General features: G+C 62.7%; 24 protein-coding genes and 2 pseudogenes. 10 read left to right on the top strand and 16 right to left on the bottom strand.

The window, feature by feature from the left end:
- Positions 1-273: 273 nt before the first annotated feature.
- The 4 genes from C4901_RS00305 to asnB all read left to right on the top strand — a co-directional run bounded on the left by C4901_RS00305 (position 274) and on the right by asnB (position 3,551).
- Entirely contained in the window at positions 274-531 is a 258-nt protein-coding gene (locus tag C4901_RS00305; protein WP_168185452.1) for a hypothetical protein, read from the top strand.
- Positions 521-1,090 (top strand): DUF6036 family nucleotidyltransferase, encoded by a 570-nt coding sequence (locus C4901_RS00310; RefSeq protein WP_110135614.1) that lies wholly within the window; start codon positions 521-523, stop codon positions 1,088-1,090. The genes C4901_RS00305 and C4901_RS00310 overlap by 11 nt, the downstream gene beginning before the upstream one ends.
- A 337-nt stretch (positions 1,091-1,427) precedes the next feature.
- The gene (locus tag C4901_RS00315) at positions 1,428-1,625 is read left to right on the top strand and encodes a hypothetical protein (protein ID WP_110135615.1); all 198 of its coding nucleotides are present in this window, start codon (positions 1,428-1,430) and stop codon (positions 1,623-1,625) included.
- Positions 1,626-1,733: 108 nt separating this feature from the next.
- On the top strand, positions 1,734-3,551 hold the full coding sequence (gene asnB / locus C4901_RS00320) for an asparagine synthase (glutamine-hydrolyzing) (RefSeq protein WP_110135616.1): 1,818 nt from the start codon (positions 1,734-1,736) through the stop codon (positions 3,549-3,551).
- Positions 3,552-3,558: 7 nt separating this feature from the next.
- Here the strand turns inward: asnB and C4901_RS00325 are convergent, their stop codons facing one another.
- The 3 genes from C4901_RS00325 to rfaQ are packed head-to-tail and all read right to left on the bottom strand — an operon-like array spanning position 3,559 to position 6,945.
- Positions 3,559-4,677: a glycosyltransferase family 9 protein gene (locus C4901_RS00325; protein WP_110135617.1), complete on the bottom strand. Its 1,119-nt coding sequence runs from the start codon at positions 4,675-4,677 to the stop codon at positions 3,559-3,561.
- Complete coding sequence (locus tag C4901_RS00330; RefSeq protein ID WP_168185453.1) at positions 4,670-5,809, bottom strand: glycosyltransferase family 4 protein; 1,140 nt, start codon at positions 5,807-5,809, stop codon at positions 4,670-4,672. The genes C4901_RS00325 and C4901_RS00330 overlap by 8 nt, the downstream gene beginning before the upstream one ends.
- A complete protein-coding gene (gene rfaQ, locus C4901_RS00335; protein ID WP_205736105.1) occupies positions 5,794-6,945 on the bottom strand; it encodes a putative lipopolysaccharide heptosyltransferase III in 1,152 nt (383 codons plus the stop codon). Before rfaQ ends, C4901_RS00330 begins: the two co-directional genes overlap by 16 nt.
- A gap of 500 nt (positions 6,946-7,445) precedes the next feature.
- Between rfaQ and C4901_RS00340 the strand changes: the two genes are divergently transcribed.
- The 3 genes from C4901_RS00340 (at position 7,446) to C4901_RS00350 (ending at position 11,546) form a co-directional block, all read left to right on the top strand.
- Complete coding sequence (locus tag C4901_RS00340) at positions 7,446-7,853, top strand: GtrA family protein (RefSeq protein WP_110135619.1); 408 nt, start codon at positions 7,446-7,448, stop codon at positions 7,851-7,853.
- Between the two features lie 587 nt (positions 7,854-8,440).
- Entirely contained in the window at positions 8,441-9,403 is a 963-nt protein-coding gene (locus C4901_RS00345; protein WP_110135620.1) for a glycosyltransferase family 2 protein, read from the top strand.
- 457 nt (positions 9,404-9,860) lie between these two features.
- Entirely contained in the window at positions 9,861-11,546 is a 1,686-nt protein-coding gene (locus tag C4901_RS00350) for a hypothetical protein (protein ID WP_110135621.1), read from the top strand.
- Between the two features lie 606 nt (positions 11,547-12,152).
- Here C4901_RS00350 and C4901_RS00355 read toward each other — a convergent pair.
- The 5 genes from C4901_RS00355 to C4901_RS00375 form a co-directional block, all read right to left on the bottom strand.
- A complete protein-coding gene (locus C4901_RS00355) occupies positions 12,153-13,919 on the bottom strand; it encodes an IS1634 family transposase (RefSeq protein WP_110135622.1) in 1,767 nt (588 codons plus the stop codon).
- Between the two features lie 244 nt (positions 13,920-14,163).
- Complete coding sequence (locus C4901_RS00360) at positions 14,164-14,574, bottom strand: hypothetical protein (RefSeq protein WP_110135623.1); 411 nt, start codon at positions 14,572-14,574, stop codon at positions 14,164-14,166.
- A 69-nt stretch (positions 14,575-14,643) separates the two neighbouring features.
- Positions 14,644-15,225, bottom strand: a complete 582-nt coding sequence (locus tag C4901_RS17200; protein ID WP_145960567.1) for a hypothetical protein — start codon at positions 15,223-15,225, stop codon at positions 14,644-14,646.
- Positions 15,218-15,955 (bottom strand): TIGR04255 family protein, encoded by a 738-nt coding sequence (locus tag C4901_RS00370; protein ID WP_168185454.1) that lies wholly within the window; start codon positions 15,953-15,955, stop codon positions 15,218-15,220. Before C4901_RS00370 ends, C4901_RS17200 begins: the two co-directional genes overlap by 8 nt.
- A 172-nt stretch (positions 15,956-16,127) precedes the next feature.
- Positions 16,128-16,541 carry a Druantia anti-phage system protein DruA gene (locus C4901_RS00375; protein WP_168185455.1) on the bottom strand — a complete coding sequence of 138 codons (414 nt, stop codon included), beginning with the start codon at positions 16,539-16,541 and terminating at the stop codon, positions 16,128-16,130.
- 459 nt (positions 16,542-17,000) lie between these two features.
- On the opposite strand from C4901_RS00375, the gene C4901_RS19025 reads away from it, so the two are divergent.
- Together C4901_RS19025 and C4901_RS00385 are read left to right on the top strand one after the other, a co-directional pair.
- Positions 17,001-17,615, top strand: a complete 615-nt coding sequence (locus C4901_RS19025; RefSeq protein ID WP_145960568.1) for a transposase family protein — start codon at positions 17,001-17,003, stop codon at positions 17,613-17,615.
- Between the two features lie 429 nt (positions 17,616-18,044).
- The gene (locus tag C4901_RS00385) at positions 18,045-18,560 is read left to right on the top strand and encodes a ChaB family protein (RefSeq protein WP_110135628.1); all 516 of its coding nucleotides are present in this window, start codon (positions 18,045-18,047) and stop codon (positions 18,558-18,560) included.
- A 250-nt stretch (positions 18,561-18,810) separates the two neighbouring features.
- Here the strand turns inward: C4901_RS00385 and C4901_RS00390 are convergent, their stop codons facing one another.
- From C4901_RS00390 to C4901_RS00405, 5 genes are read right to left on the bottom strand one after another with little or no spacing between them, the layout of a single operon-like run.
- Entirely contained in the window at positions 18,811-19,476 is a 666-nt protein-coding gene (locus C4901_RS00390; RefSeq protein WP_110135629.1) for a zeta toxin family protein, read from the bottom strand.
- Positions 19,460-19,684, bottom strand: a complete 225-nt coding sequence (locus C4901_RS17205; protein ID WP_145960569.1) for a hypothetical protein — start codon at positions 19,682-19,684, stop codon at positions 19,460-19,462. Before C4901_RS17205 ends, C4901_RS00390 begins: the two co-directional genes overlap by 17 nt.
- A 54-nt stretch (positions 19,685-19,738) precedes the next feature.
- Positions 19,739-20,809, bottom strand: a complete 1,071-nt coding sequence (waaF, locus tag C4901_RS00395) for a lipopolysaccharide heptosyltransferase II (RefSeq protein WP_110135630.1) — start codon at positions 20,807-20,809, stop codon at positions 19,739-19,741.
- The gene (locus C4901_RS00400) at positions 20,806-21,027 is read right to left on the bottom strand and encodes a zinc-finger domain-containing protein (protein ID WP_110135631.1); all 222 of its coding nucleotides are present in this window, start codon (positions 21,025-21,027) and stop codon (positions 20,806-20,808) included. Before C4901_RS00400 ends, waaF begins: the two co-directional genes overlap by 4 nt.
- Position 21,028: 1 nt before the next feature.
- Positions 21,029-21,985 (bottom strand): branched-chain amino acid transaminase, encoded by a 957-nt coding sequence (locus C4901_RS00405; protein ID WP_110135632.1) that lies wholly within the window; start codon positions 21,983-21,985, stop codon positions 21,029-21,031.
- Between the two features lie 149 nt (positions 21,986-22,134).
- Here C4901_RS00405 and C4901_RS00410 point away from each other — a divergent pair, with 149 nt between their 5' ends.
- A complete protein-coding gene (locus C4901_RS00410) occupies positions 22,135-22,785 on the top strand; it encodes an O-methyltransferase (protein WP_110135633.1) in 651 nt (216 codons plus the stop codon).
- Here C4901_RS00410 and rho read toward each other — a convergent pair.
- The 3 genes and pseudogenes from rho to trxA form a co-directional block, all read right to left on the bottom strand.
- Positions 22,782-23,960: pseudogene (gene rho, locus C4901_RS00415) on the bottom strand (transcription termination factor Rho); the annotation flags it as partial. The gene C4901_RS00410 and the pseudogene rho sit on opposite strands and share 4 nt — an antisense overlap.
- 102 nt (positions 23,961-24,062) lie before the next feature.
- Positions 24,063-24,149 (bottom strand): annotated as a pseudogene (locus tag C4901_RS19030) (hypothetical protein); the annotation flags it as partial.
- A gap of 163 nt (positions 24,150-24,312) precedes the next feature.
- Entirely contained in the window at positions 24,313-24,639 is a 327-nt protein-coding gene (gene trxA / locus C4901_RS00420; RefSeq protein ID WP_065969782.1) for a thioredoxin TrxA, read from the bottom strand.
- Positions 24,640-24,712: the final 73 nt, after the last annotated feature.

A 24,712-nucleotide genomic window follows, 5' to 3' on the forward strand; every position in this document is an offset into this window, starting at 1 on the left:
GAATCTCTAAAGCCACGCTTACTGGCGGTGATATCCTTAATTCTTTGAGGCGCGGACTGGGCAGGACTATAATCGCCCCAGGGGCCGTGACTCGTTAAAGGAGGATGCGGGAATGGAGCGGCTTATGCCGTTGCGCGCCCCACCCCGACCCAAAGGCCGGGGCTTCCCGCGCGACCGATGAATCCCGTGACGGCGCCAAGGCCCACCCCCGTTCGCACCCACGCACAAATTGACCACTTCAACCTACGGTTGCATGAGGAGGTGGCGAAGTGTGTGCGCGCCAATCCCGCCATGCTGGATCGGGCCCGCGCGAACATCGCCCGCTGGAAACAGCAGCCGGGATGGAGCGGGCCACGCGATCTGGATGTTTGGTCCGCAATCCTCGCGGGGCCGCTGGAGGGCGTCCTGTCGGCGATGGTGGCGCGCACGGAAGAGGGGGATCGCCTGCGCCAGAGTTCGCCATTCTGCGGCATTATCACCCAGGCTCGCCGGATGGAGATTTTTCGGGAGATTTACCGGCGTGAATCGTGAAAGCCTCGAACATATCCTGCGAGCCGCGTCGGCTATTACAAAACAAGATCGGTTTCTGATTATCGGATCCCAATCCATCATCGGCGTGGTCAGTGAGCCGCCGGGGGTATTGGGGGCCTCCATGGAGGCAGATATCGTGGCGCTCGATGCTCCCGATCTCACCGACCTCGTTGAGGGGGCGATTGGAGAGCTGTCCATGTTCCATGAAACCTTCGGGTATTATGCGCAGGCCGTTGGATTGGATACCGCCATTTTGCCCGACGGCTGGGATAAGCGACTGAAATCCATCCAGAGCCCGGCCAGCAGCGCAGTAGGGCTCGCCCTCGATCCCGCAGATCTGGCCGTCGCTAAACTGGCGGCTGGACGCGAAAAGGACCGACCGTTTGTTGCGGCTCTTTTTGCCTACCGGTTCGCGGATCCCGCTGTCGTGCGCGCGCGCATCCAAGAGGTTCCTGCGGCACGACTTATGGCTTACGGGCTCACCGCATCCGTTCTCGAAGGCAGGCTTGAGCGGATCATGTCGTCTGTCCAGAACCACGGACAAGACGGCGGACCATGATTGGGGGAACGGAAACGCGGTCGGATCCGGTGCGCCGGCACCGTTGAGAAAGTCCGCACGCCCTCCATCGGCGCACGGATCTTGGCGCTGCTCCGGGTCCGGAGCCGACCCAGATCGTTTTGCCGACAGGCCCCGCCCGGATTGGCCGACTCGTCTTCGGCCCGCATACCTTTGAGTGAGACGACCCGGAAGATCCTCTGCTTGATGTTCGTTCCCGGCGCCAGCGTCATTTCCGGGTCACGCAAGACGGGTGGCGGCAGGGCCCATCTCGATATCCCGGTCTGAGCCGCATCCTACCAGGGCTCGGCGGCGGGTCTACCGGTGGCCGTGCGTTGTTGTGTCTAACCCGTGCCTCTACGCGCTCCAGGAGCGCGATGTCTTCACTGTCGCTACCGCCCTCGCCCAGGGTCCAGCCGAGGTGACGCACGATGCGACCGATAGCCCGGCAACCGCCACGGCCTTGGCGGCAGGGGCGGCATGGGGGACCAAGGCCCGTCGCCTCGAAGGATGGCTATTGACCCGCAGCCTGGTCTGAAGCCCCCCGGGGTGGGCGTCGTGCGCACAGACCCGCCGAAGGGCGGTGCCCAATGTCCCTTACGGCGGCCCGCCCTTGCTATGATGCCCGGACTTTACGGGAGGGTTTATGTGCGGGATCGGGGGTTTTGTCGGTAGGCGCTTCGTCGACCCGGGGCAGTGGGGGGCGATGCTCGGGGCCCTGAAGACCCGCGGCCCCGATGCCCAAAAGGCCGTGATGTGGGACGGGTCTTTTCGGGAGACGGACGGCGCAGGTACGGCCGGCCTTTTGCACGCGCGCCTTAGTATCCGCGATCTGCGCCCCGAGGCCGATCAGCCCATGGCCAATGCTCGCCGGGATATCTGGATCTGCTTCAATGGCGAGGTCTACGGCTACGAGGCCGACCGCGCTGAATTGATACGCCAAGGCTACGCCTTTCGCACCACGAGCGACACGGAGTTCATTCTCTACGCCTACGAGGCCTGGGGAGATGCCTTCATCGAGCGGCTGCGCGGCATGTTCGCGCTCGTCATCCTCGACCTCCGTTCCAAACGGCTCTTCGCCGCGCGTGACAGGTTGGGCCTAAAGCCCCTGCTCTACTACGCTGACGGCGGGGACTTCGCGTTCGCCTCCACCCTGCGCGCCTTGGTTCCCTATCTCGGGGGCCAGGCCCGCATCGCCCCCGAGGCCGTCGATGCCTATCTCGCCCACCGGTATATCCCGGCCCCGCAGACTTTAGTGCGGGGCATCAAACGCCTGGCCAACGGCACCAGCCTCGTGTGGGAGTTCGGGGAAGGACGTCCGCCCGAGCTGCGCCGGTATTGGCAGCCTCATCCTGCGCCCGGCGACTTCCGGGAGACGCTCGATAAGGCCGTGGCTCTGCGCACCGCCTCCGACCGGCCTGTGGGGATCTTTCTGAGTGGCGGCATCGACTCCGCGGTGGTGGCGTCGAGCCTTGTGCGCCAGGGCTATACGAACATTACCGCCTTTACCGCAACCTTCCCCGGGACCGCTTACGACGAGGGGCCGCAGGCGGCGCGCATGGCCAAGGCCCTGGGGCTCGCCCATAGGGCGATACCCGTGGAGCCGCGTCTCGCTGACGACTTCGACCGCATCGTCGCCGATCTCGACGAGCCGTTCGCCGATCCCAGCGCCTTGCCCCTTTGGTATCTCGCGCGGGCCGCAAGCGCGGAGGTCAAGGTGGTGCTGGGCGGCGATGGGGGCGACGAGTTGTTCGCCGGCTACAAGCGCTATCGCCAGCACCTGCGCAGCCGCTGGCGCGGCTCTGCCACGATCTCGCTTGCCTATGATGGCCTGCCGTGGGAAAAGCCGGCGCGCTGGCGTGAGGAGCTGGGATTGACCTGGCAGGAGGCCTATGTGCTGCGCTTCTCGGGGCTGTCGCCGGCCGTGCGCCGCTACCTGCAGCCCGATCTCCCTGGGGCCCTCGCCGTGCATTGGCGGGATTTCCCCTCGGACCAAAGGGATCTCGCCGCCCTGCTGGCCATCGACTTCGCCAATTACCTGCCGGAGTACATCCTGCGCAAGGGCGACCTATGCACCATGGCGCATGGGCTTGAGCTGCGTGCCCCCCTTCTCGACCACCGATTCGTGGATCTCGTGACCGGCCTGCCCGCAAACCGGCGCTTCACGCGTCCCGCCAAGGCCCCCTTGGTCGAGACCTGCCAAGTCTGCCGCGACGAGGGCCTGTTGACCGCCAAGAAGCGCGGCTTCTCGCCACCCCTGAACCGTTGGCTGCGCGAAGACCTCTTTGCGCGGCTCCCGGACCTCGGGGCGCGCCTGGGGGCTGCGACCGACGGCCAGCTCCGGGCGGAGCGCGTCGATACCCTGGTCGCGGCCTACATCGCAGGCCTCGACAAGCTCGCCGAGCCGGTCTACCAGTTGCTCGTGCTGGATGTCGCCCTGCGCTCCCTTGGCCTTGCGGCCTGACAGCCGATCAGGGCTGTTTCTTGGCAAGCACAGCGGCAATGGCCTCAAGGACATCGTTCTCCGAGATCCCAGTGCTGCAGCGGGCCGTGAAGGCGCAATCCTCAGGCGAACGCACGCATGTCTGGATCCACGGTCGGCTCCTTTCGAAGAGCACCGTCTCGTCGCGACAAGGTATATCGGGACGAGTCACCGCTCGGTAGGGGGCGGCGGCATAGAATGCCACCGGACCATAGAGGGCCGCTTGGCCGGGCCCGAAGAGCACGACGGATGGCGTGCCCGTAACGCGCGCCAGGTGCGCGATGCCTGTATCCAGGGAGACGAGAATCCGGGCCGTGGCCAGCAGATGCCACATGTCGCGCAGGTCGAGCTGTCCCGCGACATTGTGATATCGCCCCCCGGGATCGACCGCATGGGCCAGCGCCTCCTGTCCCGGACCCGCGCTCAAGATGACGTGAAGCCCTTGCCGGACCATCTCTACGGCGGCCCCTTGCCAGTGTTCGGCGGGCCAGTACTTGAGCGGTGAGCCGGCGCCGAGGTGCAAGACGGCGTATGGGATGTCGGGCGGTGTGAATCGTCCGCGCCGAGGGGGCGGCCAGTCCTTGGGGTTGAAGCGCTCGTCATCGGCCGACGCATCACCGGCAAGCGCTGCCATCATGTCGGGCAGGGTCGTAAGCCGGTCGGGTGCGGGTAGGGCCTCGTCCAGCGATACCCGGTAATACCAGGCGCCGCCCGCGTAGCCGCGTACCCACCGGGCGCCTGCGGCGCGCGCCAGCCAGCCATGGCGGCTCTCGGCGGGTACGATGGCGAGATCGAAGGGCCCGAGGGCGCGCAGCCGGGTCAGGCTGTGGCGATCGCGGGGTTCGAACGGTACGGTCGTCAGACCGTAGGGCTGTCCTTCATAGAGCGGGAGGAAGGCCGGCGGGCAGGTCATGACGAGCTGTGCTTTCGGGTGACGGTGTCTGAGCCGCGCCACGAGCGGCGTCAGCATCAGGGTATCGCCGAGCAGCAGATTATGTGCGACCAGGATACGACGGACGTCTTCCGCGGGCGGCCGGCGTCGGCCGCGGGCGAGCGCATGCCAGGCGATACGCGTGCGCAAAGGGAGCCGGCTCGCACGCCTAGTCATGATCGCTCTTCGCGCGCAGGAGGTCTTCGTAAAAGGCTACGAAACGTTCGCCCATGAGCTGCAGATCGTAGGGTTCGATAGCCGTGCGCGCCGCTTGACCCATCGCCGCGCAGCGCGCGCGGTCGAGAAGCGACGCGCAGGCCTCTGCCAGACCATCGGTGTCGAGGGCATCGCGAACAAAGCCGGTCTCGCCCTCGACGAGCAGCTCGAAGTTCCCGGCCGAGCGGCTCGTGACAACCGGCAGCCCGCAGGCCATGGCCTCGAGCACGACGTTGGGCGAGGGATCGTAGAGGGCCGGCAGGATGAAGGCGTCGGCGGCGCCATAAAATGGCCGGGGATCGCTCTGGCGCCCGGCGAACCACAGGCGGTCTCCGATCCCGAGCGTCTGCCCCAGCCGCCGGTAGCGCGCCTCGTGTCGGTCCTGCCCGACCACCAGCAGGCCCGCCGAGGCGGGCAACAAGGCGATGGCCTTCATCGCCTCGGCGAGTCCCTTGCGGTAGAAGCCCGACCCCACGAACACGAACACGGTATTGCCAAACGGGATGCCGTGGCGCTGCCGCACCGCATCGTGTTCGGCCTTTACGTCCGGATGGAAGTGTCGGATATCGACGCCGTTGTAGAGGACCACGAGCTTGCCCCTGGTCTGCGGGAAGGCGGCGGCGATCTCATCGCGCACCATGCGCGACCCGCAGATGACCGCGCGCAGACGCGGGTGCGTGAGGGCCTTGGCCTCGGCGGCCAGTGCGTAGACGTGGTAGGGGTTGAGCCGCAACCGGATCCGTCCCCAGAGGTCGGTCGTTCTGCGGCGTTGCGCAAGCCAGCTGCGATGCAGGCCATCGCCGGCCCGGAAGATGTCGGCGCAGGCCATGCGCTCGTGGCTCTGCACGAGGTCTGCCTTGAACGTGCGCAGTTTGCGGCAGGCACACAGGGCAAATCCGAGGTCCCGCCAGATCGAACCGAGATAGCGGGGATTGCAGCGCTCGATGCGCATGTCGCTTGTGCCCTGCGGCCAGTCGCGCGTCACAAGCGTGATCTCCACGCCCCGCGCGGATAGGGCCTGGGCGGCCCGTGCCACGAAGCGTTCGGCGCCGCCGTCGGGGCGGTAGCGTTGGCGGATCAGGACGACGCGCATGCGCGTGTCTTCGTGTCCTCGAGGAGGTCCGTGATGGCCTGCAAGGCCTCGTCGACTCCCACCGCCCCCATGCATTCGCTCAACTGTCCGTCGCCGCAGCCGGCAAACCCACAGGGCCGGCAACTATAAGTCGAGGCGGTGAGGACGCGCGCCGGTACCTGCCAGGGCGCCCACTCCTGGTCTCCGCTCGGCCCGAAGATGGCGACCACGGGTGTACCCATGGCCGAGGCCATATGCATCGGCGCCGAGTCCACGCCTATGAAGAGCCGCGCCCTTTGCAAAAGGGCGGCGAGCTCCTTCAGGGTCAGTGTCCCGCTCCAGTCGATGAGCGTATCCGAGGGCTGAAGCGGTGCCAGGATCTCGCCGATCACCTGGCGCTCCGCGGCATCGGGCCCTGATGTCACGACGAGGGTGTGTCCCGCGGCCTGGAGCTTGCGTATGAGCGCGGTCATGGAGGTTGCGGGCCAGGCCTTGAAGAGCCAGCGTGACGTCGGGTGGATGACGAGAAACGGACGCGCAGCAAGCCCGGCCCGTGTAAGGCGCCCATCCACGCCGCTCCAGGCCTCGGGTCCTGCCACCAGCCGCAAGGTCTTCTCTTCGGGCGGTATCATGAGCCCCAATCGGCGCAGGGCGTCGAGATGAGTCTCCACGGTGTGACGTTGGCGGGCGGGGACGTCATAGAGGTGCGTGAAGCTCTTGCGCCACCAGCGCCCCCGCCGTCCCGGGTAGCGGCGCGCGACCGCGTAGCGCGGCTTCAGGATTCGGGCAAGCACGGCCCCGCGCGGATGTTCGGTGAGGTGCACGACGAGGTCGTAGTGACGGTCCTTCAGGGCTGTCAGCAGCCGTCTTTCAGCGGCGATCTTCCGGGAGAACGGCAGGTCGCGCGTGCGCCGGTCGATCGTGTGGATGGTGGCAATGTCGGGATTGAGGCGCAGCATGTCGAGGCTGTCTTCATAGATCAAGGCGTCCACCTCGACCTTCGGGATCAAGGCGCGCAGGACCCGGAATACAGGCGCGGCCAGCAAGACATCGCCATGGTGGCGGAACTTTATGACGAGGGCGCGGCGTACGACGGCGGGATCGATAGCATCGGGGAGCATCGCATCACAATAACGAAGCCCCGCCGGCTTGTCCACGCAGAGTCAACGGCCGTCCTGGGACGCCGTCCCATGGGCGCGGAAGGGTCGATCCCGCCGCCGCGCGCGAGGTCATGCCCAGGTCCCCTACCCGATCCCGTGTCAGGCCCGACGAACGGCGGACCCCTCGGCGTTTGCTTGTGGCGCCGACCCTCCCGCGCGGCAAGCCTCGCAGGCCCCTGTCCGGAAAGCCGCTGTCGCGCTCGAGGCCGAACCCACGACGCCAGGGCCTTGGGCCCACGATGTCAGGGCCCAGTTCGGCGGGTTCCCTGACATTCACCCATTCCGCGGCTTTTTCAGTGCCTCTTCGACGATCGCGCATCGTTCGTGCGGGCTACTTGTGAGCACGAAGACCTTGCCTAGCCCGCTTGGCTGCGGCTGTGCGGGGGTCCGGGGCGCGACAAGAGCGCCTCGCCCACGCCCTCGATGTCATAAGCGGCCGGAATTCTGCTATCCTGCGGACCTAAAGCAAGAGAGGAAAGAAGGGGGAGGGCTTTAACTTGGCGGCAGGGGTTGGTGCCCAGGAATACCGCCGGCTGCTCGCGTTCGCGGTCGTCGGTACCTTGGGGTTTCTGGTCGATGCGGGCGTCGTGCTCGGACTTACCGGTTCGGGCGTGGATGCGCTGTCGGCCCAGGCCGCGGCGTTCGTGGCGGCAGTGACCGTCACCTGGCTGGGCAATCGTTCCTGGACCTTCCGGGATCGCGTCGGTCGCTCGAGCCTTTCCGGGGAGTGGGCGCGCTACGTCTCGGCGAATGTCGTGGGCTGGGTCGTCAATAACGGCGTCTACGCGCTACTTGTCCTGACAGTGCCGCTTACCATGCGCGAGCCGGTATGGGCGGTGGCCGCCGGTTCCCTCGCGGGCCTCGCCTTCAACTACACCGCGGCCCGCCGGGTAGTCTTTTCGTGAGCGCGGCAAACGTCTCCCCACCATTCCAGGACGCGCCGCCCGTCTTGTCGTTCGTAGTCCCTTGTTATAATGAGGCCGTCAACATCCGCGCCCTCTACGACTGGATACCCTCCGCCACGGTGACGCATCCGGAGAATGCGCTTTTCCGACGGCGCCGCCAAGGCCTCTTGAGCAGTATACAGGCCGCTAATCGGAGCGAGACGATGTGATGCGATTCGGTGCCGGGTGCCAGATTCACGAGCGCTCCCGCCGATACGCACCATGTTATCGGGCGCTATAGAACGACGCGTTTCCCAATACTGGCTCGTCTACCTGAGCTCCATCCCATGAAGTAACGTCGACTCCTGGGGCCACCGGATGGGACTATTTTCACCGTTGGCACGGACCACAGACGCCTTTCGTGATCGCGGAAAGGGGGTCTCATGGGGATTGCTTCAATACCCCGACTCTTACCCCCGCTATAGCGTCGATCCCAAAAGCGCCGGTGTCCCGCCTGCCTTACTGTTGGCTGCGCGCAAACAGCCATCCTGTACATTTAGCCTCGAAGACCCTAGACTCTTGCCGCTCGACCAAAAACCAATTTAGCCATGAAGAGCCGTGCGCCTATTGCCGTGCTGATACCCTGCTATAACGAGGGTTCCAGCATCGGCTCAGTGATATCTGACTTCCGGAAAGCGCTGCCTCACGCACAGATTTTTGTTTATGACAATAACTCAACTGACGATACATCCCAGGTAGCCCGCGCGGCTGGCGCGACTGTTCGAGAGGAACCACAACAAGGCAAAGGCCATGTTGTGCGACGCATGTTCCGTGATATTGACGCTAGCTTTTACGTGCTTGTTGACGGGGACAACACTTACGATGCGCACGTTGCGCCAAAAATGCTCGAAATTGCCGTTAGAGGACCTTATGATCTTGTCAACTGCGTGCGGCGCGACAAGGACCCCGCCGCGTATCGTCTTGGCCACCGCTTCGGTAACGTGTTTCTGACCACTATTGTGCGCTGGATGTTTGGTGACGGGATTCGGGACATGTTATCCGGATACAAAATCCTATCTCGCCGATTTGTGAAGTCGTTCCCGGCGCTGGCCGATGGCTTTGATATTGAAACCGAGATCGCTGTCCATGCTCTAGGGCTCTCTATGCCGATTGCCCATATTGAAGGGCGTTACCGTGGCCGGCACCTGGGCTCCCAGAGCAAGCTGCGCACCTACCGCGATGGTTTTCGCATTCTCTGGCTAATTAGTGTTCTGGCGAAACACGAACGGCCCATGTTATTTTTCTCTTTCTTCGCCGCCATTCTGGCGAGCTTTTCCTTGGCGTTGGGACTACCGGTGGTCTTGCATTATCTTGCCACTGGCCGGGTGCCTCGGTTCCCTACAGCGATTCTAGCCATGGGCGTCATGTTGTTGGCCTCTTTAAGCCTCACGACCGGCATCATATTGGACACCGTGACGCGCGGCCGTCGCGAAGCCAAGATGTTGATCTACCTCCAGCAAGATCCGCCGATGGCGCTCCGGGAGAGTTTGCCGCAAACAACGGAGACCTGATGCGAGCATATTGGTTTAGGATACCGCCAGGTTACCGATACGCTGCCAGATCGCTCCATGATTATCGGTGCCATCGGTTTCTTGCCGGGCGTCGCCGTTGGTTCGACCCTGGCGGGTACGCGCGCCCGTCTAGTGTCCTCAGCGTGGTCCGTGGTATGTGGTAGATGCACCCCCCACCTTCGCCGGTCAGTGTGCGGAAGTGAGGGTGATATATTACCGCCCATGCCGAATTCTGGTCATTCCAGCCAGTTACGGGACTTGTGTGGCTTGTATTGCCGTCGTCGCCATATGCCGGGAATTTCCGGTTCCGGTGGTGGCCGCCGAATCTTTATGTGGGGACAGATTTTCGCGTCCATAGTCGCGACGCGCCGCATTTGCGGAATGGTAGGAGGGCCTGCATGTGCCATATTGTGAAGGCACTATTCTAGCTAATCTAGGAAAACCATTAGGGCACAACATGAATCGCTCGGCGCATCAAAACACTAACATAGACAAAAAACAGCGGCATCTTGTGCTGTGGGCCTGCATCGTCGTTCCAGTATTCTTTGGACTCCTAGTCCTTATGCTTGGGCAAGATGCGGATTGGGATCTTATGAACTATCATTTCTACGACCCATACGCATGGATCACCGGTCGCGTCTTTCAGAATATTGCACCGGCAGGTCTGCAGAGTTACTACAACCCCTTCCTTGACGTGCCCTTCTATTACGTCATTCGTTACTGGCCCGCGTGGGTTGCTGGGGTCACCATCGGAACCGTGCAGGGCCTCAATTTTATCCTGATCCTCGCGATCGTCCGCCGGGCGCTACCCGTAGGTTCCCGCGTTCGTAGCGCCTGGCCCCAGATCTTGATTGCTTTTGCAGGACTCTTGGGTGCCCAGAGCATCGGGGAATTGGGTACATTGATGGGCGACAACATCACGAGCCTTTTCGTGTTTGGTTCTCTCCTCGGCATCTTCTGGTCGCTAATGGGCGACCCGACTCCCCGGCATCGTATTCTAGGGCTTTTTCTGTCCGGGATTATTATGGGCTTAGGCGCGGGGTTTAAGCTGACCAACTCCACATACGCGGTAGGCGCCTGTCTCGCCCTTCTGCTGCCGGCGCTACCAGGGGGGCGCCTTATCGACCGATTTCTGCTGGCCTTCGATTATGGCGTTGGTGTTTTGGCGGGGCTTGGCGCGACCGGCGGGTACTGGTTCTACAAAATGTGGACAGTGTACCACAATCCCCTGTTTCCCTATTGGAATAACTGGTTTCGATCCCCCTACGCCTTGTCGTCGAGCTACAATAACTATCAGACAAGTTTTGTGCCGCACAGCTTGATCAACATCGTTCTTGCCCCGTTTACACTGGAGCGGTTTGAGGGTCTATTTTTTAGGGAATATGGACCTGCGGTGCTCTACGTGCTCTTCCTGTTGTGGGGTGTAAAGGTTTTGTTCGTGAGGTGGCGCAGGGTCCATGAAGTCGCTGAGGCGCACCAATCCCCCGATTCACGCATCGCCACCTACCTACTTGCGATGGTAGCAATCAGCTATGTCGTGTGGCTGCGTGTATTTGCCTACATGCGCTATTTCATTCCCCTGGAGATGCTGGTCCCGCTTGGGATTTGGTTATTGGTGGGACGACTCCTTCGGGAAAGGCGCGCCGCCAACATGGTGGCAGCGGCACTAGTGTTTTTCGTGTCAGTGCCTGGCAGCGTTTTCCCCGTTCGATGGGGTCGGGTCGGTTGGGCGCAACACTATTTCGCGGTGAAGATGCCTAAGATTGGCGCAAAAAGCGTGGTCCTGATTGCTGGACCCCGGCCCATTTCTTATGTCATCCCTTATCTCCCAAAAACCACTGTAGTCGTGAGCCCAGATGGATTGGGGGCGCCGACGCTAGCCTACCGCCAGCTTGTGCAGCGGCGTCTGGCAGCATCACCTCAGGAGCGGTTGTATCTGATATACGGCGCAGGCCGGACGGCGCAGAAGACCGCGCTCTATCGTGTAGGAGCGGAGAAAGCGATCGGGCAATACGGATTAGTCACCCAAAAAGACTCGTGCCGAACCTTGGAGACGCATATTGGCACCCAGGCGCACGCCATTGTATGGTGCAGTGTCGGTGTGTTGAAAAGCCCCCGTTGGACGCGCCAATCCGCCAACTAGAGGCCCGTACTCGCGAGCAATGCGGGTCCGCGAGAGCGGGAAAGAAAGTGGCCGACAAGGAAGTTACCGAGGCGCGGCCTCGCAAAGCTCTTTACACGCACCGCGCTCCTACAGTCATTCGGGTCCTCGGGGCCAGCATCGCCCATGGGGGGAGGCATAAGGGGACGCCGCCCGTATCGCAGATTAAGCCGCGTAGCCAACCCCGGCGGCTAGCGGGCTTAGTCGGCTGCGTCAGATCGCTCATAAAGGGGGCCGGTTTTCGCCGCGACCTTGGTTCACGGCGGCGCGCAGACGCTCCATATGTGGCATAGGGTCGCCAGAGCCTCCCGTGCCGGCCGCTCGTTGGTGTGGCGATGGGGCTGCGCCAAGTAGCGGTTTTGGAAGCGGACGGTGAACATCTCCAGGAAGTCATGCAAGGCGATGACCGCCCCGTCGGGCAGGTCGGATCCTCGCTACTCCCAGATCGAGGGAATGTGCTTAGCGTGATGTGCGGATCGATGGGCCTGACCGATCAGCCCGGTTTCTAGACTCAAGTTGCCCCGAACGAAAGACGTTTTCCCTTGGTCATTCAAGGCGTTGTGAGAAGATCCCTATTCCGCGCCCTGCCTACACGGCGAGGGTGTCAATCAGCTCCATGGCGCGCGCTTGCAGCGGATTAGGGCGGGTCGTCACGGTAAAGGTCGGGGCATCATCTTCGGCGGAGGTGCAGCACGTATTGCGCACGATGGTGGCAAGCTCTGTGAGGAGTGTCTGGAAGCTGTGGATGGGTGTACCGTCCGCGTGGTGTCGACGGGCGATCTTGGCTTTCGCGCCTGCCGAGCGCTCGGCCGGGGCCACCGGGTCACGGGTGGTCTTGGCCGCCTGGTCCTCGTCGGTAAAGAGTAGTTCCCGCCAGGCCTCCTTCAGGTGCCACTCGACGTAGTAGGCGAGCATGCAGAGGAAGATATGGGCCCGTACCGGCCATGCGGCCGGCAATGCCCGATCGCTCAAGCGGTGGTGGATGGGCCGGACCTTGAGATCGACGGTCTTCAGGGACCGAAACGCGCGCTCGACCTGCGAGAGCGATTGGTAGTGACGCACACAGCTCGCACTATCCAGACGCTCGGCCTTAACCGAGGTGCGGATGATATAGATCCCATCGAGGGCGGCTTCCGCGGCGATGGCGTCCTCCTTGCGGGCGAAGGTGAGGGTCGTGTCGGTGAGGGTGAGGGTGAAGTGCTTAGGCCTCTGGTAGCGGTTCACGACGCGCCCCACGGCAAGCCCGATCTTGTCCTGCCCCGTAAGACGTCCGGCTTCGACGCGGGTCTGGATCGTGCGCAACGCCTCTTCAGTGGCCTGTAAGAGCTCTTCGCGCTTATGCGCCCGAAGCTTGGCGAGCTCCGGATTGCGACAGGCCACGAGCCGCTCTCCGGGATAGTCGGGGTGAGTGATCTCGCAGAGGTTGGTCTCATCAACCAGCCATGCGGCCGGCAATGACAGATCGGGCTGGATCGTCTTGTCCTCGACCAGGGCGCGGATCGCAGTACTCTTCAAGGCCGTGATCCAGTCGATACCGCCGTGGTCGCGAAGGGTTGCGATCGCCGTACTGCTGATCATGCCGCGATCACCCACCATCACGAACTGCGCAATACCGAATTCGTCTTTAATGCGGGCGATCTCGGGCATCAAGGTGGTGGGGTCGGCGACATTACCCTCATGCACGGAAACCGCCACCGGACAGCCCCGGTCGTCGGTCATGAGCCCATAGTTCACCTGCAGGGTGCCGCGGCGGCCGTCGCGGCTATACCCTCGTCGTGCGAGAGGACAGGCATTGCCGGCCGCATGGCTGGTGGTCCCCTCGAAGTAGCTCGAACTCAAATCATAGAGCACGAGGCCATCGGCCTTGAGATGGCGGGCCGCCAACTTCTTCTGGATGCGGTCCTGACGGGTGAGGAGCCAGTCCATGGCCGCATAGCAGTCCTGTTCATCGACGTCGGCGACCCCGCCCTCGTCTGCCAGGGTGGTGGTATGCCACCAGCGGGTGGTGGCGAGCTTTGTGTGGGGGCTCAAGATCCGGGAGGCGATGAGGGCCAGGACGATATCGCGCTCCCGACAGGGCTTGGCACTGATCAGCGAAGCCAGTCCCAGACGCGCCATCATCCGCTGGACCGCCTCTACATGCCCGTGCGGCTGGGAGCGCTCCACCACAAACCCCAGACCCGCCGGTTGCAGATCCGCCCCCTGAAAGACCGCGCGCAAAAGCTCGATCTGCGGCATCGGCAGATGCGAGAGATTGGCGATCGTGCGCTTCTTGACCTTCTTGCCCTCGCGATAGGACTCCCGCAACAGGATGGTGGGGCGGGACCCGCGATTGGGCACGATATGGATATGCATGCCTACTACATATCACACATAACCGCGTATTGCAAGCAATAAAACAACTATTACATGCCTACACTTCACCAGACCACAAAGCACCCAAACGCTTGATTTCCTGGGCGTTAGGGGGCTTTTTGGGGGGGTTTAGGGGGGCAACCTCAGTCTAGAAAAACCCCTTCTTTAGCGGATGCGCTGCAATTGACGATGACCACTACCAGACTTCACGTGACGTATGCGGGTCAGTGTCGAGCCAGTTCATTCAGTTGCCATCGTCACTTGCGGCCGGAATTTCATTATTCATGACCCTTTCCGTAAAGGCCTGAGTGGCCAAGGCCTCAAGAAGCCCCATGTCGTCCCGAGGCAGGTCCTTGATCGATGAGTGAGATCCGATGCTGCCCGGTGTGTACACGATTCGTACCCGCCTTGCGAGACCTCCGCAGACCTCATTTACCTTAAGTACTGTCGCAATTCCAAAGCCCGTTTTGGGCCCAATTGTCTTATTGTTTCTGGCGCTCGCTTGCCTTAACTCCCGAACGCACTGCGCGACCCGCCTTTCGTGCGTCGTGCCGTCATGGTACTCAACCCAGTTGACCGAGAGATCCTCCTCATGGTCTCGCAACGCAAAGGCCTCAGGGAAGAACCCGATAACGTTTCCGTCGCCATCCCTCATAAGGCGCGCCCATGGCACACGCCGCAAGACGTGATGCTCATCAGGCAACCGCTGCCCTTTTTTAACCATCTAAATCAGCCACCTCTGAGGTTCATAAGGTTTAAGGCTTTCAACCAGACGAGCCACATGAACATCGCCAGCGAAGCGCTCGGGTTCGTTCTCTACGTCTTTCGATATTACCCAGCGTACCCGATCGTTCGGCAGAAATTCTATCGTTAAGCGATCAGAGTCATGTACCCATGCGGCAAGTAAATATCCTCGATAGGACAGCCCAAGCCCCGGCCTCGCTTTGGGCGCAAGCTGAAAAATGGCCTTTAGAAAAGTAGCAAAAGACGCTTTCTGAATGGGGGCATCCTCAGGATCCCACTCCTCAGGATCGTGTAAGGAATCCAGCTGCCTAAACAACACATCGCGCCATTCTCGGCTCATATGCATCGCGATTTGCGAAGTCAGAACCTTTACATTCGCCGTTGCGTCAAAAAGTTGCCCTTCTAGCGATCCCGCCACGTTCGGACTTTGTAGTGACCCGGGCGATGGGGGAATTCTGAGCGCATTGACCTGGGCTGATAGAGCCTGGCCAATGTCAGAAAAAGAAAATCCCCCAGCTTGGTAAGGCGGTGAGTTGCGGTCCGCGACGAATTGATTATCCATCTCTGAAAAGACTCCTGGCTTGATCGGTCACGCAAGATTCAAACACATGATTCTTTCTGTCTCTAATTCTGCCAATAAGATCAAAAATATCCCCATCTTTTTGGGGAACATCTGCTAGTCTTACTATATCTTGGTCTATTACAAAAGACGCATGCTTCAAAATGGGCGCAGGAACAGAAGCCGAGTTGATGACAAGTTGGGCCTTTAGGTCATCCATGAATATTTGCACCTGTACCGTATAAGCATTAAGGGGGCCCAATTCCGCGGGAACCCGTGGAAATACATTTAGATAATCCTCGTGCGCGATGCTCTTTCCTTCCATGGGAATGTCGACGCGGTTTATGTATCTGACACCAATTCTCTCAACGGTCTGAAATCCGAGAATTCTCCTTCGGGTCGTCCAGTCCCGGCAAAAGCGTTCAAAGAACGGTTGCCACCCCGGATAAGGCGCCAACTGAGAGACCGTGATTGACTTAGGGTGCAGCACGAGAAGCTCTGTCATGTCATTAGAGGAAAGGCGGTAGCCGCGCTCACGTGTCTCCGTCACATTCGTATTGGGTAAAGCTCCTATATTTAGGTTCACATGAACATTTTCAATTGGCTGGCTATGCGGGTAGTGCTTTGAGAACTTCCTCTGGAGATCTGTCAATGCTGTATCATTAATCGGTTGCGCGAAGACAATCGAAATAATGGCTTCAGTAATTGGTGGCTTTTTATATTGTGTATCCACAGTGTTGCCCAGGCTTAAGACTTCTAGTCACACTAGACCCGTTTGATACGCCCTTCCCGAGCGCGTGCGAAGCAAGCTGACTTCGCTGCATTTTGTAGAGGCTGGACCCGCCCATACAGCGGGGCATCACCGGCTTTTGCATTTAAATAATAAGAGATCCCACCTTAGGTTGCTACCTCTGATTTCCATGCGCTGCCAAGGATCTGACAAGAGCCTCGCAGCTATTCTCGATGTGAAGCGACGCCCCCTCGGAATGCCGGGTCGGAACGTCGTGGCGGTCGATCTCCGGGGCTTGCTGGGGCCTGTGCCGGGCGTTGGGCGCGGGCGGGTAAAGCAGGATCCGCTTGGGGCGTACCTCATGGCGGAGATGGTGGCGGCCTGCGCGGCCGCGACCGGCGGTGAGGCCCACATCGATCCAGTGGGCGACCCGATAGCAATGTCCGGCATTGCCAGCCGAACGGTCGGTCAAGCGGGCGGGATCAACGAGGTTCTCGGCTAGGGGGGACGGGACCCCGTAGGCGGCCGTCCAATCGGCGGTGACCGTGCGCAGGGCGAGTACGTGGCCTGGGAGGGTTTGAACTCGCACATGGGGCAGGACCAGGAATTGCCGATGATCCGGTGGAGGCCCCGGGCCCAGGTGGCGGCGTCCCAGCCGATCTACTGCTCGCGCCCCCGGAGGCGCCAGGCCGGCCGATACCCCGTTTTTCGGTTGGCCCCTGGTGTAAAGAGCGGCATGAACGAGGCGGGGCGGGGGTCGCCAATGGATTTGCCTCGGGTGCGGGTGCGCCTGATCGGTGCGGGAACGCTCCGAGTGGGACCGGCTGACGCGCGCCCATCATTACCTGGGACTGACCGCCTTGGTGGGGCGCAGCCTGCGGTATGTGGCCGAGAGGGGGTGGACAGTGGCTCGCCTTGCTGGGTTGGGCCTCTCCGGCGTTGAAGTGCTCCCCACAATACCGGGATTGGATGGCCACCGACGTTGCCATGGCCATGTCTGGGATTGATCGTCAACAACAGCGACTTACCTCGCCTGGAAGTAAAGACCATGCCGCTGTCCGCTACCGATGCCCGCGCGCTCTTTGCGCGCCTCGCATCCGTGGATGATCCGTGCGCTAGGCGCGGGCGGCGCCACAGCCAGCGTTCGCTGCTCGCGATCGTTCTTTGTGCGGTGATCAGTGGGGCCCAAGGACCCACCGCGATAGCCGAATGGGGGCGCAGGCTCCCGCCCCCGATGCTGCGCTGCCGCCGGGCCGTCGACGGCCGCTATGAGCCCCCTCCGAGCCCACGATCCGCCGTCTGCTCTAGGCCGTCGATATCGAGGCGCTTAAGGCGCCACTGGGGGATTGTCAGCAAATGCCGCAGACCACGGTCGATGAACCCGTGGCACTCGATGGCAAGACCCTGCGTGGCTCGCAGGATGGTGGCGATGGGCCGCCGCCTTCGGGCACGCAAGCGGCGTGGTCTCGAAGGAGAGGGAGGTGGCCCTGACAAGGCGAGCGAACTGAAGGCCGTGAAACCCCTGCTGGACCCCTTGCCGCTGGCGGGCCGGGTGTTTCCGCTACCCGCCGCAGGGCGACACTGTTGGTCTTCAGGCTCCTGCTGTGATACTCCAAATGTGGCCCGGTTGTGCCACCTGCGAACCCCACGCGCCGTCCCTTAAAGGGCCCATGCGCATCCGGGCTATGGGCAGCAGTAGGTGGGGCGGCCGCTCCTTTACCGTGAGGCATTGTTGCATCGCGCGCCCCAGGCCCGCCGCCTTGCATTACGCTAGCGACAGCTTTGCGGGTGGCTACCTGGAAGGCGTGTTGATGTGATCCCTGTGCCGGCCAGCACGAGCAGGATGCGGCCAACGTCTCTTCGTCTTTCAGGCCACGATTAAGGCGTCCATCGAGTGCCGGGCGCGCTAAGCGCAGAGCCAACGCATCGGATTTTACAACGCTAGTGGTCCACGATGCGCAGGGTTTGCGAGTTGGTAAGGGGGGATCGCGTCTTTATTTAAATGATTTGTGTAAGCCCTGATCCCTCGCAGGTGGGATGCTCTACGCCTCTAAGTAGGTTGCAATAGACCTTTATCACAGAGGAGACATCCATGCCGAGCAAAAAGTCATCGACGGAAACCGAAAAGAAGTCGGCCTCGAAAACGACAACGAGATCGAAGCCGGCAGCTCGCGCGCACACTGCGCAATCCGCAACCCCGAGTCGCCAGCGTGCGCAGACCAAAAATGCCAAGGGCAAGATAGTCAAGACTGCGAAGGCGAGTCGGCCCAGGGGTCCTTCCGCGGGTGCGAATATCCCCTCGACCATCGCCCGCTCCGATCGTCATGCCCAGAGCCTGTGGCGCAAGGCGCTCGCGAGCGCTGAAAAGACGTATGGTGATGGGGCGCTCGCCCACAGGGTCGCCTACAGCGCCTTGAAGCACGAGTACGAAAAGACCGGCAATCTCTGGGTGCGCAAGGACGAAGCGGGGCCATCGGATGCCCAGGCCGCGCGGGGTCCTGCGACTCGTCCCCGCTCGACCGAGAAGCCCGCGCGCACCGGACGGGGTCATGTGGTCCGCAAGTCCGGCTCGCCCGTGGGCTTGCACGCAAAGCCCCCCGGACGATGACGGCCGCTACGCGCCCCGCCGCGCGGGGCTGGCCGATGTCAGGGGTGAGGCCGGATCCGTAAGTCGGGCCTGGCGGGACGCACATTACCGAAAGTTGCGCCGACGGGTCTGCAACACGGGGAGCCTTATGACACGGCCAGCGCGCCGATCCAGGCGCGGACGCGCACCGTGAGGGATCAGGGTGATGGTCGATGGGCTTTGATTGGCCCGGCGGGAGGCCAAGCCAGGCATTGATCGACGCCCGCCACGATCATGGTGAGAAATACGGCGGCAAGGTCGGGGCCCCAGCGCGCTGGGGTCTACGAACGGTCGCTACGCTCGCCGTCGCAACGTGCACCCAGTCTTCCACCGAGTCCGCGAGCCAGAGGCGTCTTGCGGTGTTATCTGCCACGCATTCGAGGGCGGGCGCTCGCGCATCGACCGAGTTGTCGAGAATGTGTACGAGATCGAAGTCAGCAAGTGATCGCGATAGATTCATCATGGACCGGTAATAGCGATCGACGATGGTATCCACGGGGATCGCATGGCCTCCCTCCATGTAGCGCCGCGCGACCCGATAGGCGTTGATGGCCGGATCCCGGGTCGCGACGAAGAGGAGGTGGGTGCGACAGCCCTTATCGCGCGCCGCCCGCACAAAGCGGGCTGGGTCAGCGTGCGCGGCGAACACGGTTTTGCAGACGATAACCTGACCGGCCGCAAGCGCCTGGTATCGCCGCCTGCCGGCCGCAAGGGCTGCTCGCGGCGCGTTTGTATGGGCACGAAAGCCGCCGGGAAGCGAGGCCGTAATGGCATCCGGGTCCACGAGACACAGATCCCGAAACCACGACAGATCGACCATGCGCTGCGTCACGGTGGTCTTTCCAGACCCGTTGGGCCCGGCAATCACGAGAAGGGTGGGCTTAGTCGGCTCGCTCATAAGGGGGAGACTGGTTCTCACCGCGACCTTGGTTCACGGCGGCGCGCAGACGCTCCCTATGACGTTGAAGCCGTGCCTCGTCCTTCGCGACCATAGCTTCCCGCCAGCCCTCGAACAGCCGATTCCTTCGAGCTCTGGGGTCGTCGAGATAGGCCGCGGTGTCCGGCAAACCGGTCGGGGCCTCATCGTGCGGTCGATCCTTTTCCATGGACGTATTATAACATGGGGGCGTCTCGGTGCCGCCGCGCGCGGGGGTTGCCCGTCAGGGCGAAGGCGGCGATGGCCTTCGCTGAGAGTCGATTCGAACGGTCGCCCGCGGGGCCTCCATTGTCACTTCCAGGGCCTCTTCCACGCGCTCTGGTGTGAGATCCTCGAGGCAGCGCAGGTGACCCAAGGGGCAGGTGCGGGCAAAGCAGGGACTGCATTCAAGGCCCAGGGTGACCGTGACCGCGCGGTCGTCCAAGGGCGGGGTGTGGCGGGGATCCGAGGATCCAAAGACCGCCGCCATGGGTTTATGGAGGCTGGCCGCGACGTGCATAAGGCCCGAGTCGTTGCTGACGACCGCAGTGGCCAGGGCCAAGAGGTCCACGGCCTCGAGTAGGGTGGTCTGCCCGGTCAGGTTGGCGCACGCGCCTTCAGACAGCGTGCCTATGGCCCTGGCGATCTCCTGATCGCGTGGGCCGCCGAGTGCGAGGACGCGCCATCCGCGATCATGGTACGTCCGTGCAAGCCGCGCGAAATGGCGGGCGGGCCAGCGCTTCGCGGGACCGTATTCTGCCCCGGGGCAGAGCGCGAGGAGTGGCGCCGTAAGATCGATCCCGAAGCGTTCGGCGCACCGCCTTCCCGCTTCCGGGTCGGCGCGAAGGCGCGGGGCCGGGATCTCTGGCAAGGGCTCGCCGGGCTCGAGCCCCAGGAGCAGGAAGCGCTCGACGGTCTTCAACTTGCTGCCCGCGGGTTCGCGGCGAATGTCGTTGACGAGCCCGTAGCGGGCCTCGCCAAGATAACCTGTGCGCCGCGTCGCGCCGCTCGCCCACGCCGGCAGCGCGGACTTGTAGGACCGCGGCAGGATATAGGCCTGCGCGTAATGGCGTTCCCGCAGCCTGCGACCGAGCTGCAACCGTTCGCGCAGGGCGAGCCGGCCGTGCGGGATGGCGAGCGCGATGGTGTCGGCGATCTCGGGCATGCGCGCGGCGAGCGGCAGGGTCGCCGGGGGGGCTATGAGGTCCAGGGCGCGATCGGGATCGCGCGCCTTCAGGAGCTGGAACAGGCTATGGGCCATGACCATATCGCCCACCCAGGCTGGCCCCACGATCAGCGCCCGCGTGGCGCTCATCGCCCGTCCGGGAGTTCCTTCATGTCGGTGAGGACATAGACCGTTCCGCAGTAAGGGCAGCGCTCCTCGCCGCTCACATCGATCGGCAGGAACACCCGCGGATGCGAGTTCCAGAGGCTCATGGCAGGCATCGGGCAGTGCAGCGGGAGGTCGGCGTGCGTGACCTCGACGCGCATGGCCCGCGCCGTCGGGGCCGGCGCCAGCTGTTCCTTGTCCATGTCAGGCCTTCTGCGAGCGCGGCGCTGCCATCGCCTCGCCCACCGGGGTCACCCATTCGGGATGGCTCTTGCGTCGCCCGTGGACCTGCTCGAAATAGAGGGTCTGGAGCTTTTCTGTGATCGGTCCGCGGTGCCCCGGGCCTATGGGGCGGAAGTCGAGCTCGCGGATCGGCGTGATCTCGGCCGCGGTCCCCGAGAAGAACGCCTCGTCGGCGATATAGACCTCATCGCGGGTGATGCGCTTCTCGCGCACCGGCACCCCGATCTCGCCCGCGAGCTCCATGATCGTCTCGCGCGTGATGCCTTCGAGTGCCGCGGTCAGCTCCGGCGTCAGCAACACGCCGTTACGCACGATGAAGATGTTCTCGCCGCTGCCCTCGGCCACATAGCCCTCGGTGTCGAGTAGCAGGGCCTCGTCACAACCGCATTGCTGGGCCTCGCGCAGGGCGAGCATGGAATTCATGTAACTGCCGTTGGTCTTGGCCTTGCACAAGGTGACGTTCACATGATGGCGGTTGAACGAGGAGGTCTTGATGCGTATGCCGCGCTCCAGGGCCTCGTCGCCGAGATAGGCGCCCCACGCCCAGGCGGCCACGATCAGATGCACCTTGAGCTTGTCGGCCCTAAGCCCCATGCCCTCGGAGCCGTAGAACGCCATGGGCCGGATGTAGGCCGATTCGAGACCGTTCTCGCGCACCGATGCGAGGATCGCCTGGCGCACCGTCTCCTTGTCATAAGGCATGTCCATGCCCATGATGTGCGCCGAGCGGAACAGGCGGTCGACGTGGGCATCGAGCCGGAATACCGCGGGTCCGGTGCTTGTCGGATAGGCGCGCACGCCCTCGAACACACCCATGCCGTAATGCAGGGTATGGGTCAGCACATGCGTATTCGCGTCCCGCCAGGGCACGAACTTGCCGTCATACCAGATCACCCCGTCACGATCCGCCATGGACATACCGTAAACCTCCTCACCAAAGTGTCGCCTGTTCGCGGCCTGGCATTGCCGCCTGGACCGGCTCATACTGAACTGAAAGGAACGGCTCCGCAACGGGGGCGAGAGGTCTCTCCGCCCCGTTGCGCAAACGCGTTAGACTGGTGGCCGCTATGGAAAGGCTCATCGACAAGACGCTCGAGGATTACGCCCGCGCCCACATCACGGCCCTGCCGGAGGCGCTCGCCGAGATCGAGCACTACACCCACGCGCATCGCCCCGATGCGGCGATGCTGAGCGGGCCGATCGAGGCCGCGCTCCTGCGCCTGCTCGTCCTGCTCTGCCCGGCGCGCCGGGTCCTGGAGATCGGCCTTTTCACCGGCTATTCGGCACTGGCCATGGCCAGTGCCCTGCCCGCCGACGGCGAGGTGCTGTCCTGCGAGAAGGACCCCGAGGCCATCGCCATCGCCCAACGGTTCTTTGATCGTACCCCCTACGGCCGCAAGATCCGCATCCGCGCGGGCCTCGCGCTCGACACCCTCGAGGCCCTGCGCGGACAGGTCTTCGATCTCGTGTTTCTCGATGCCGACAAGGAAAACTACCCGATCTACTATGATCGCGCCCTGCCCTTGCTGCGGCCGGGCGGGCTGTTCGTCGCCGACAACACCCTGTGGTCGGGCCGGGTGCTCGCGCCCAGCACCCCCGCCGATCTCGGCATCGCCGCCTTCAACCGCAAGGTCCAGAACGATCCGGGGATGGATGCCGTGCTCCTTACGGTGCGCGACGGGGTGACCGTCGCGCGCAAGAAGACGGCCTCCGCTTAGCGTCGCATCGAATCGAAGAACTCGGCGTTGTTCTTGGTCGCCTTGAGCTTGTCGAGCAGGAACTCGGATCCCTCGAGATCATCCATTGGGTGCAGGAGCTTGCGCAGGATCCAGAGTTTCTGGAGCTCGCCCGGATCGATCAACAGTTCCTCGCGCCGTGTCCCGGAGCGATTGATGTTGATGGCCGGGTAGACGCGCTTCTCGGCCAGACGCCGGTCGAGATGGATCTCCATGTTGCCCGTGCCCTTGAACTCCTCGTAGATGACATCGTCCATTTTGGAACCGGTCTCGACGAGCGTGGTGGCAAGGATCGTCAGGCTGCCGCCCTCCTCGATATTGCGCGCCGCGCCGAAAAAGCGCTTGGGGCGCTGTAGGGCATTGGCGTCGACACCGCCCGTCAGTACCTTGCCGGAGGCCGGCACGACGGTGTTATAGGCGCGCGCCAGGCGCGTGATCGAGTCGAGCAGAATGACCACATCGCGCTTGTGCTCCACGAGACGCTTGGCCTTTTCGATGACCATCTCCGCGACCTGCACATGGCGGGTCGCCGGCTCGTCGAAGGTCGAGGAGATCACCTCCCCGCGCACCGACCGGGTCATTTCCGTCACCTCTTCCGGGCGCTCGTCGATCAAAAGCACGATCAGCACGCATTCCGGATGGTTGGCGGTGATCGAATGCGCGATCTGCTGGAGCATCACGGTCTTGCCGCTCTTCGGCGACGAGACGATGAGCCCGCGTTGGCCCTTGCCGATCGGCGATATGAGATCGATGACACGCGAAGTCAGGTTTTCGGTCGATGAGTTCGCTTGTTCGAGCTTGAGGCGGTTCAGGGGGTGGAGCGGTGTCAGGTTTTCGAAGAGGACCTTGTTGCGTGCCTCCTCGGGTGACTGGAAATTGATGTTTTCGACCTTGAGGAGCGCGAAATAGCGTTCGGATTCCTTGGGCGGCCGGATGTTGCCCGTCACCGTGTCACCGGTCCGCAGGTTGAAGCGGCGGATCTGGCTCGGGCTGACGTAGATGTCATCGGGGCCCGCGAGATAGGAGCTGTCCGACGAGCGCAGGAAACCAAAGCCATCCTGGAGGATCTCGACGACCCCCTCGCCCACGATATCCTCGCCCTTTTTGGCCTGGGCCTTCAGGATCGCGAATATGAGGTCTTGCTTGCGCAGGCGACTGCCGCCCTGGAGGATCTCGACGACCCCCTCGCCCACGATATCCTCGCCCTTTTTGGCCTGGGCCTTCAGGATCGCGAATATGAGGTCTTGCTTGCGCAGGCGACTGCCGCCCTCGAGATCGAGGGCCACCGCCATTTCCACCAACTCGGTGGCGGGTTTACGTTTCAGTTCGGAAAGGTGCATTGTCATCTTTTTGAGAAACCGTCAGGCGTGAAAGTGGCGGATGAATCCGCGACCTGATCAGAAAAGGGGTTGAGATAAAGAGAAAGCAGGGGAACCGCGCTTCCTGGCCCGGAACCTTAGCACCTCGGCCGCCCGCCGTCCAGTACCGCGTGCGGCCGAGGTGTTCACGCTACAGATTGTCGTCCAAGAAGGCCGACAGTTGCGATTTCGACATAGCCCCCACCTTGGTGGCCTCCACCCCGCCGTTTTTGAAGAGCATCAGGGTCGGGATGCCGCGGATGCCGTATTTCGGGGGGGTTGCGGGATTTTCGTCGATGTTCAACTTGGCGACCGTGAGTTTGTCCTTGTAATCGCGCGCGACCTCCTCCAAGACCGGGGCGATCATCTTGCACGGCCCGCACCACTCGGCCCAGTAATCCACTAACACGGGGCCGGGCGCATTCAACACGGCCTCCTGAAAGGTGTCGTCCGTTACATAGATGATGCCTTGGCTCATTGTCGGGGTCTCGGTTGGTCGGTTTGTTTTTGGGATCTCGGTTGAGAGGAATACGTCGCAGTAGGGGTATTGT

It is taken from the genome of Acidiferrobacter sp. SPIII_3, assembly GCF_003184265.1.
In the GTDB taxonomy this organism is placed as follows: Bacteria; Pseudomonadota; Gammaproteobacteria; order Acidiferrobacterales; family Acidiferrobacteraceae; genus Acidiferrobacter.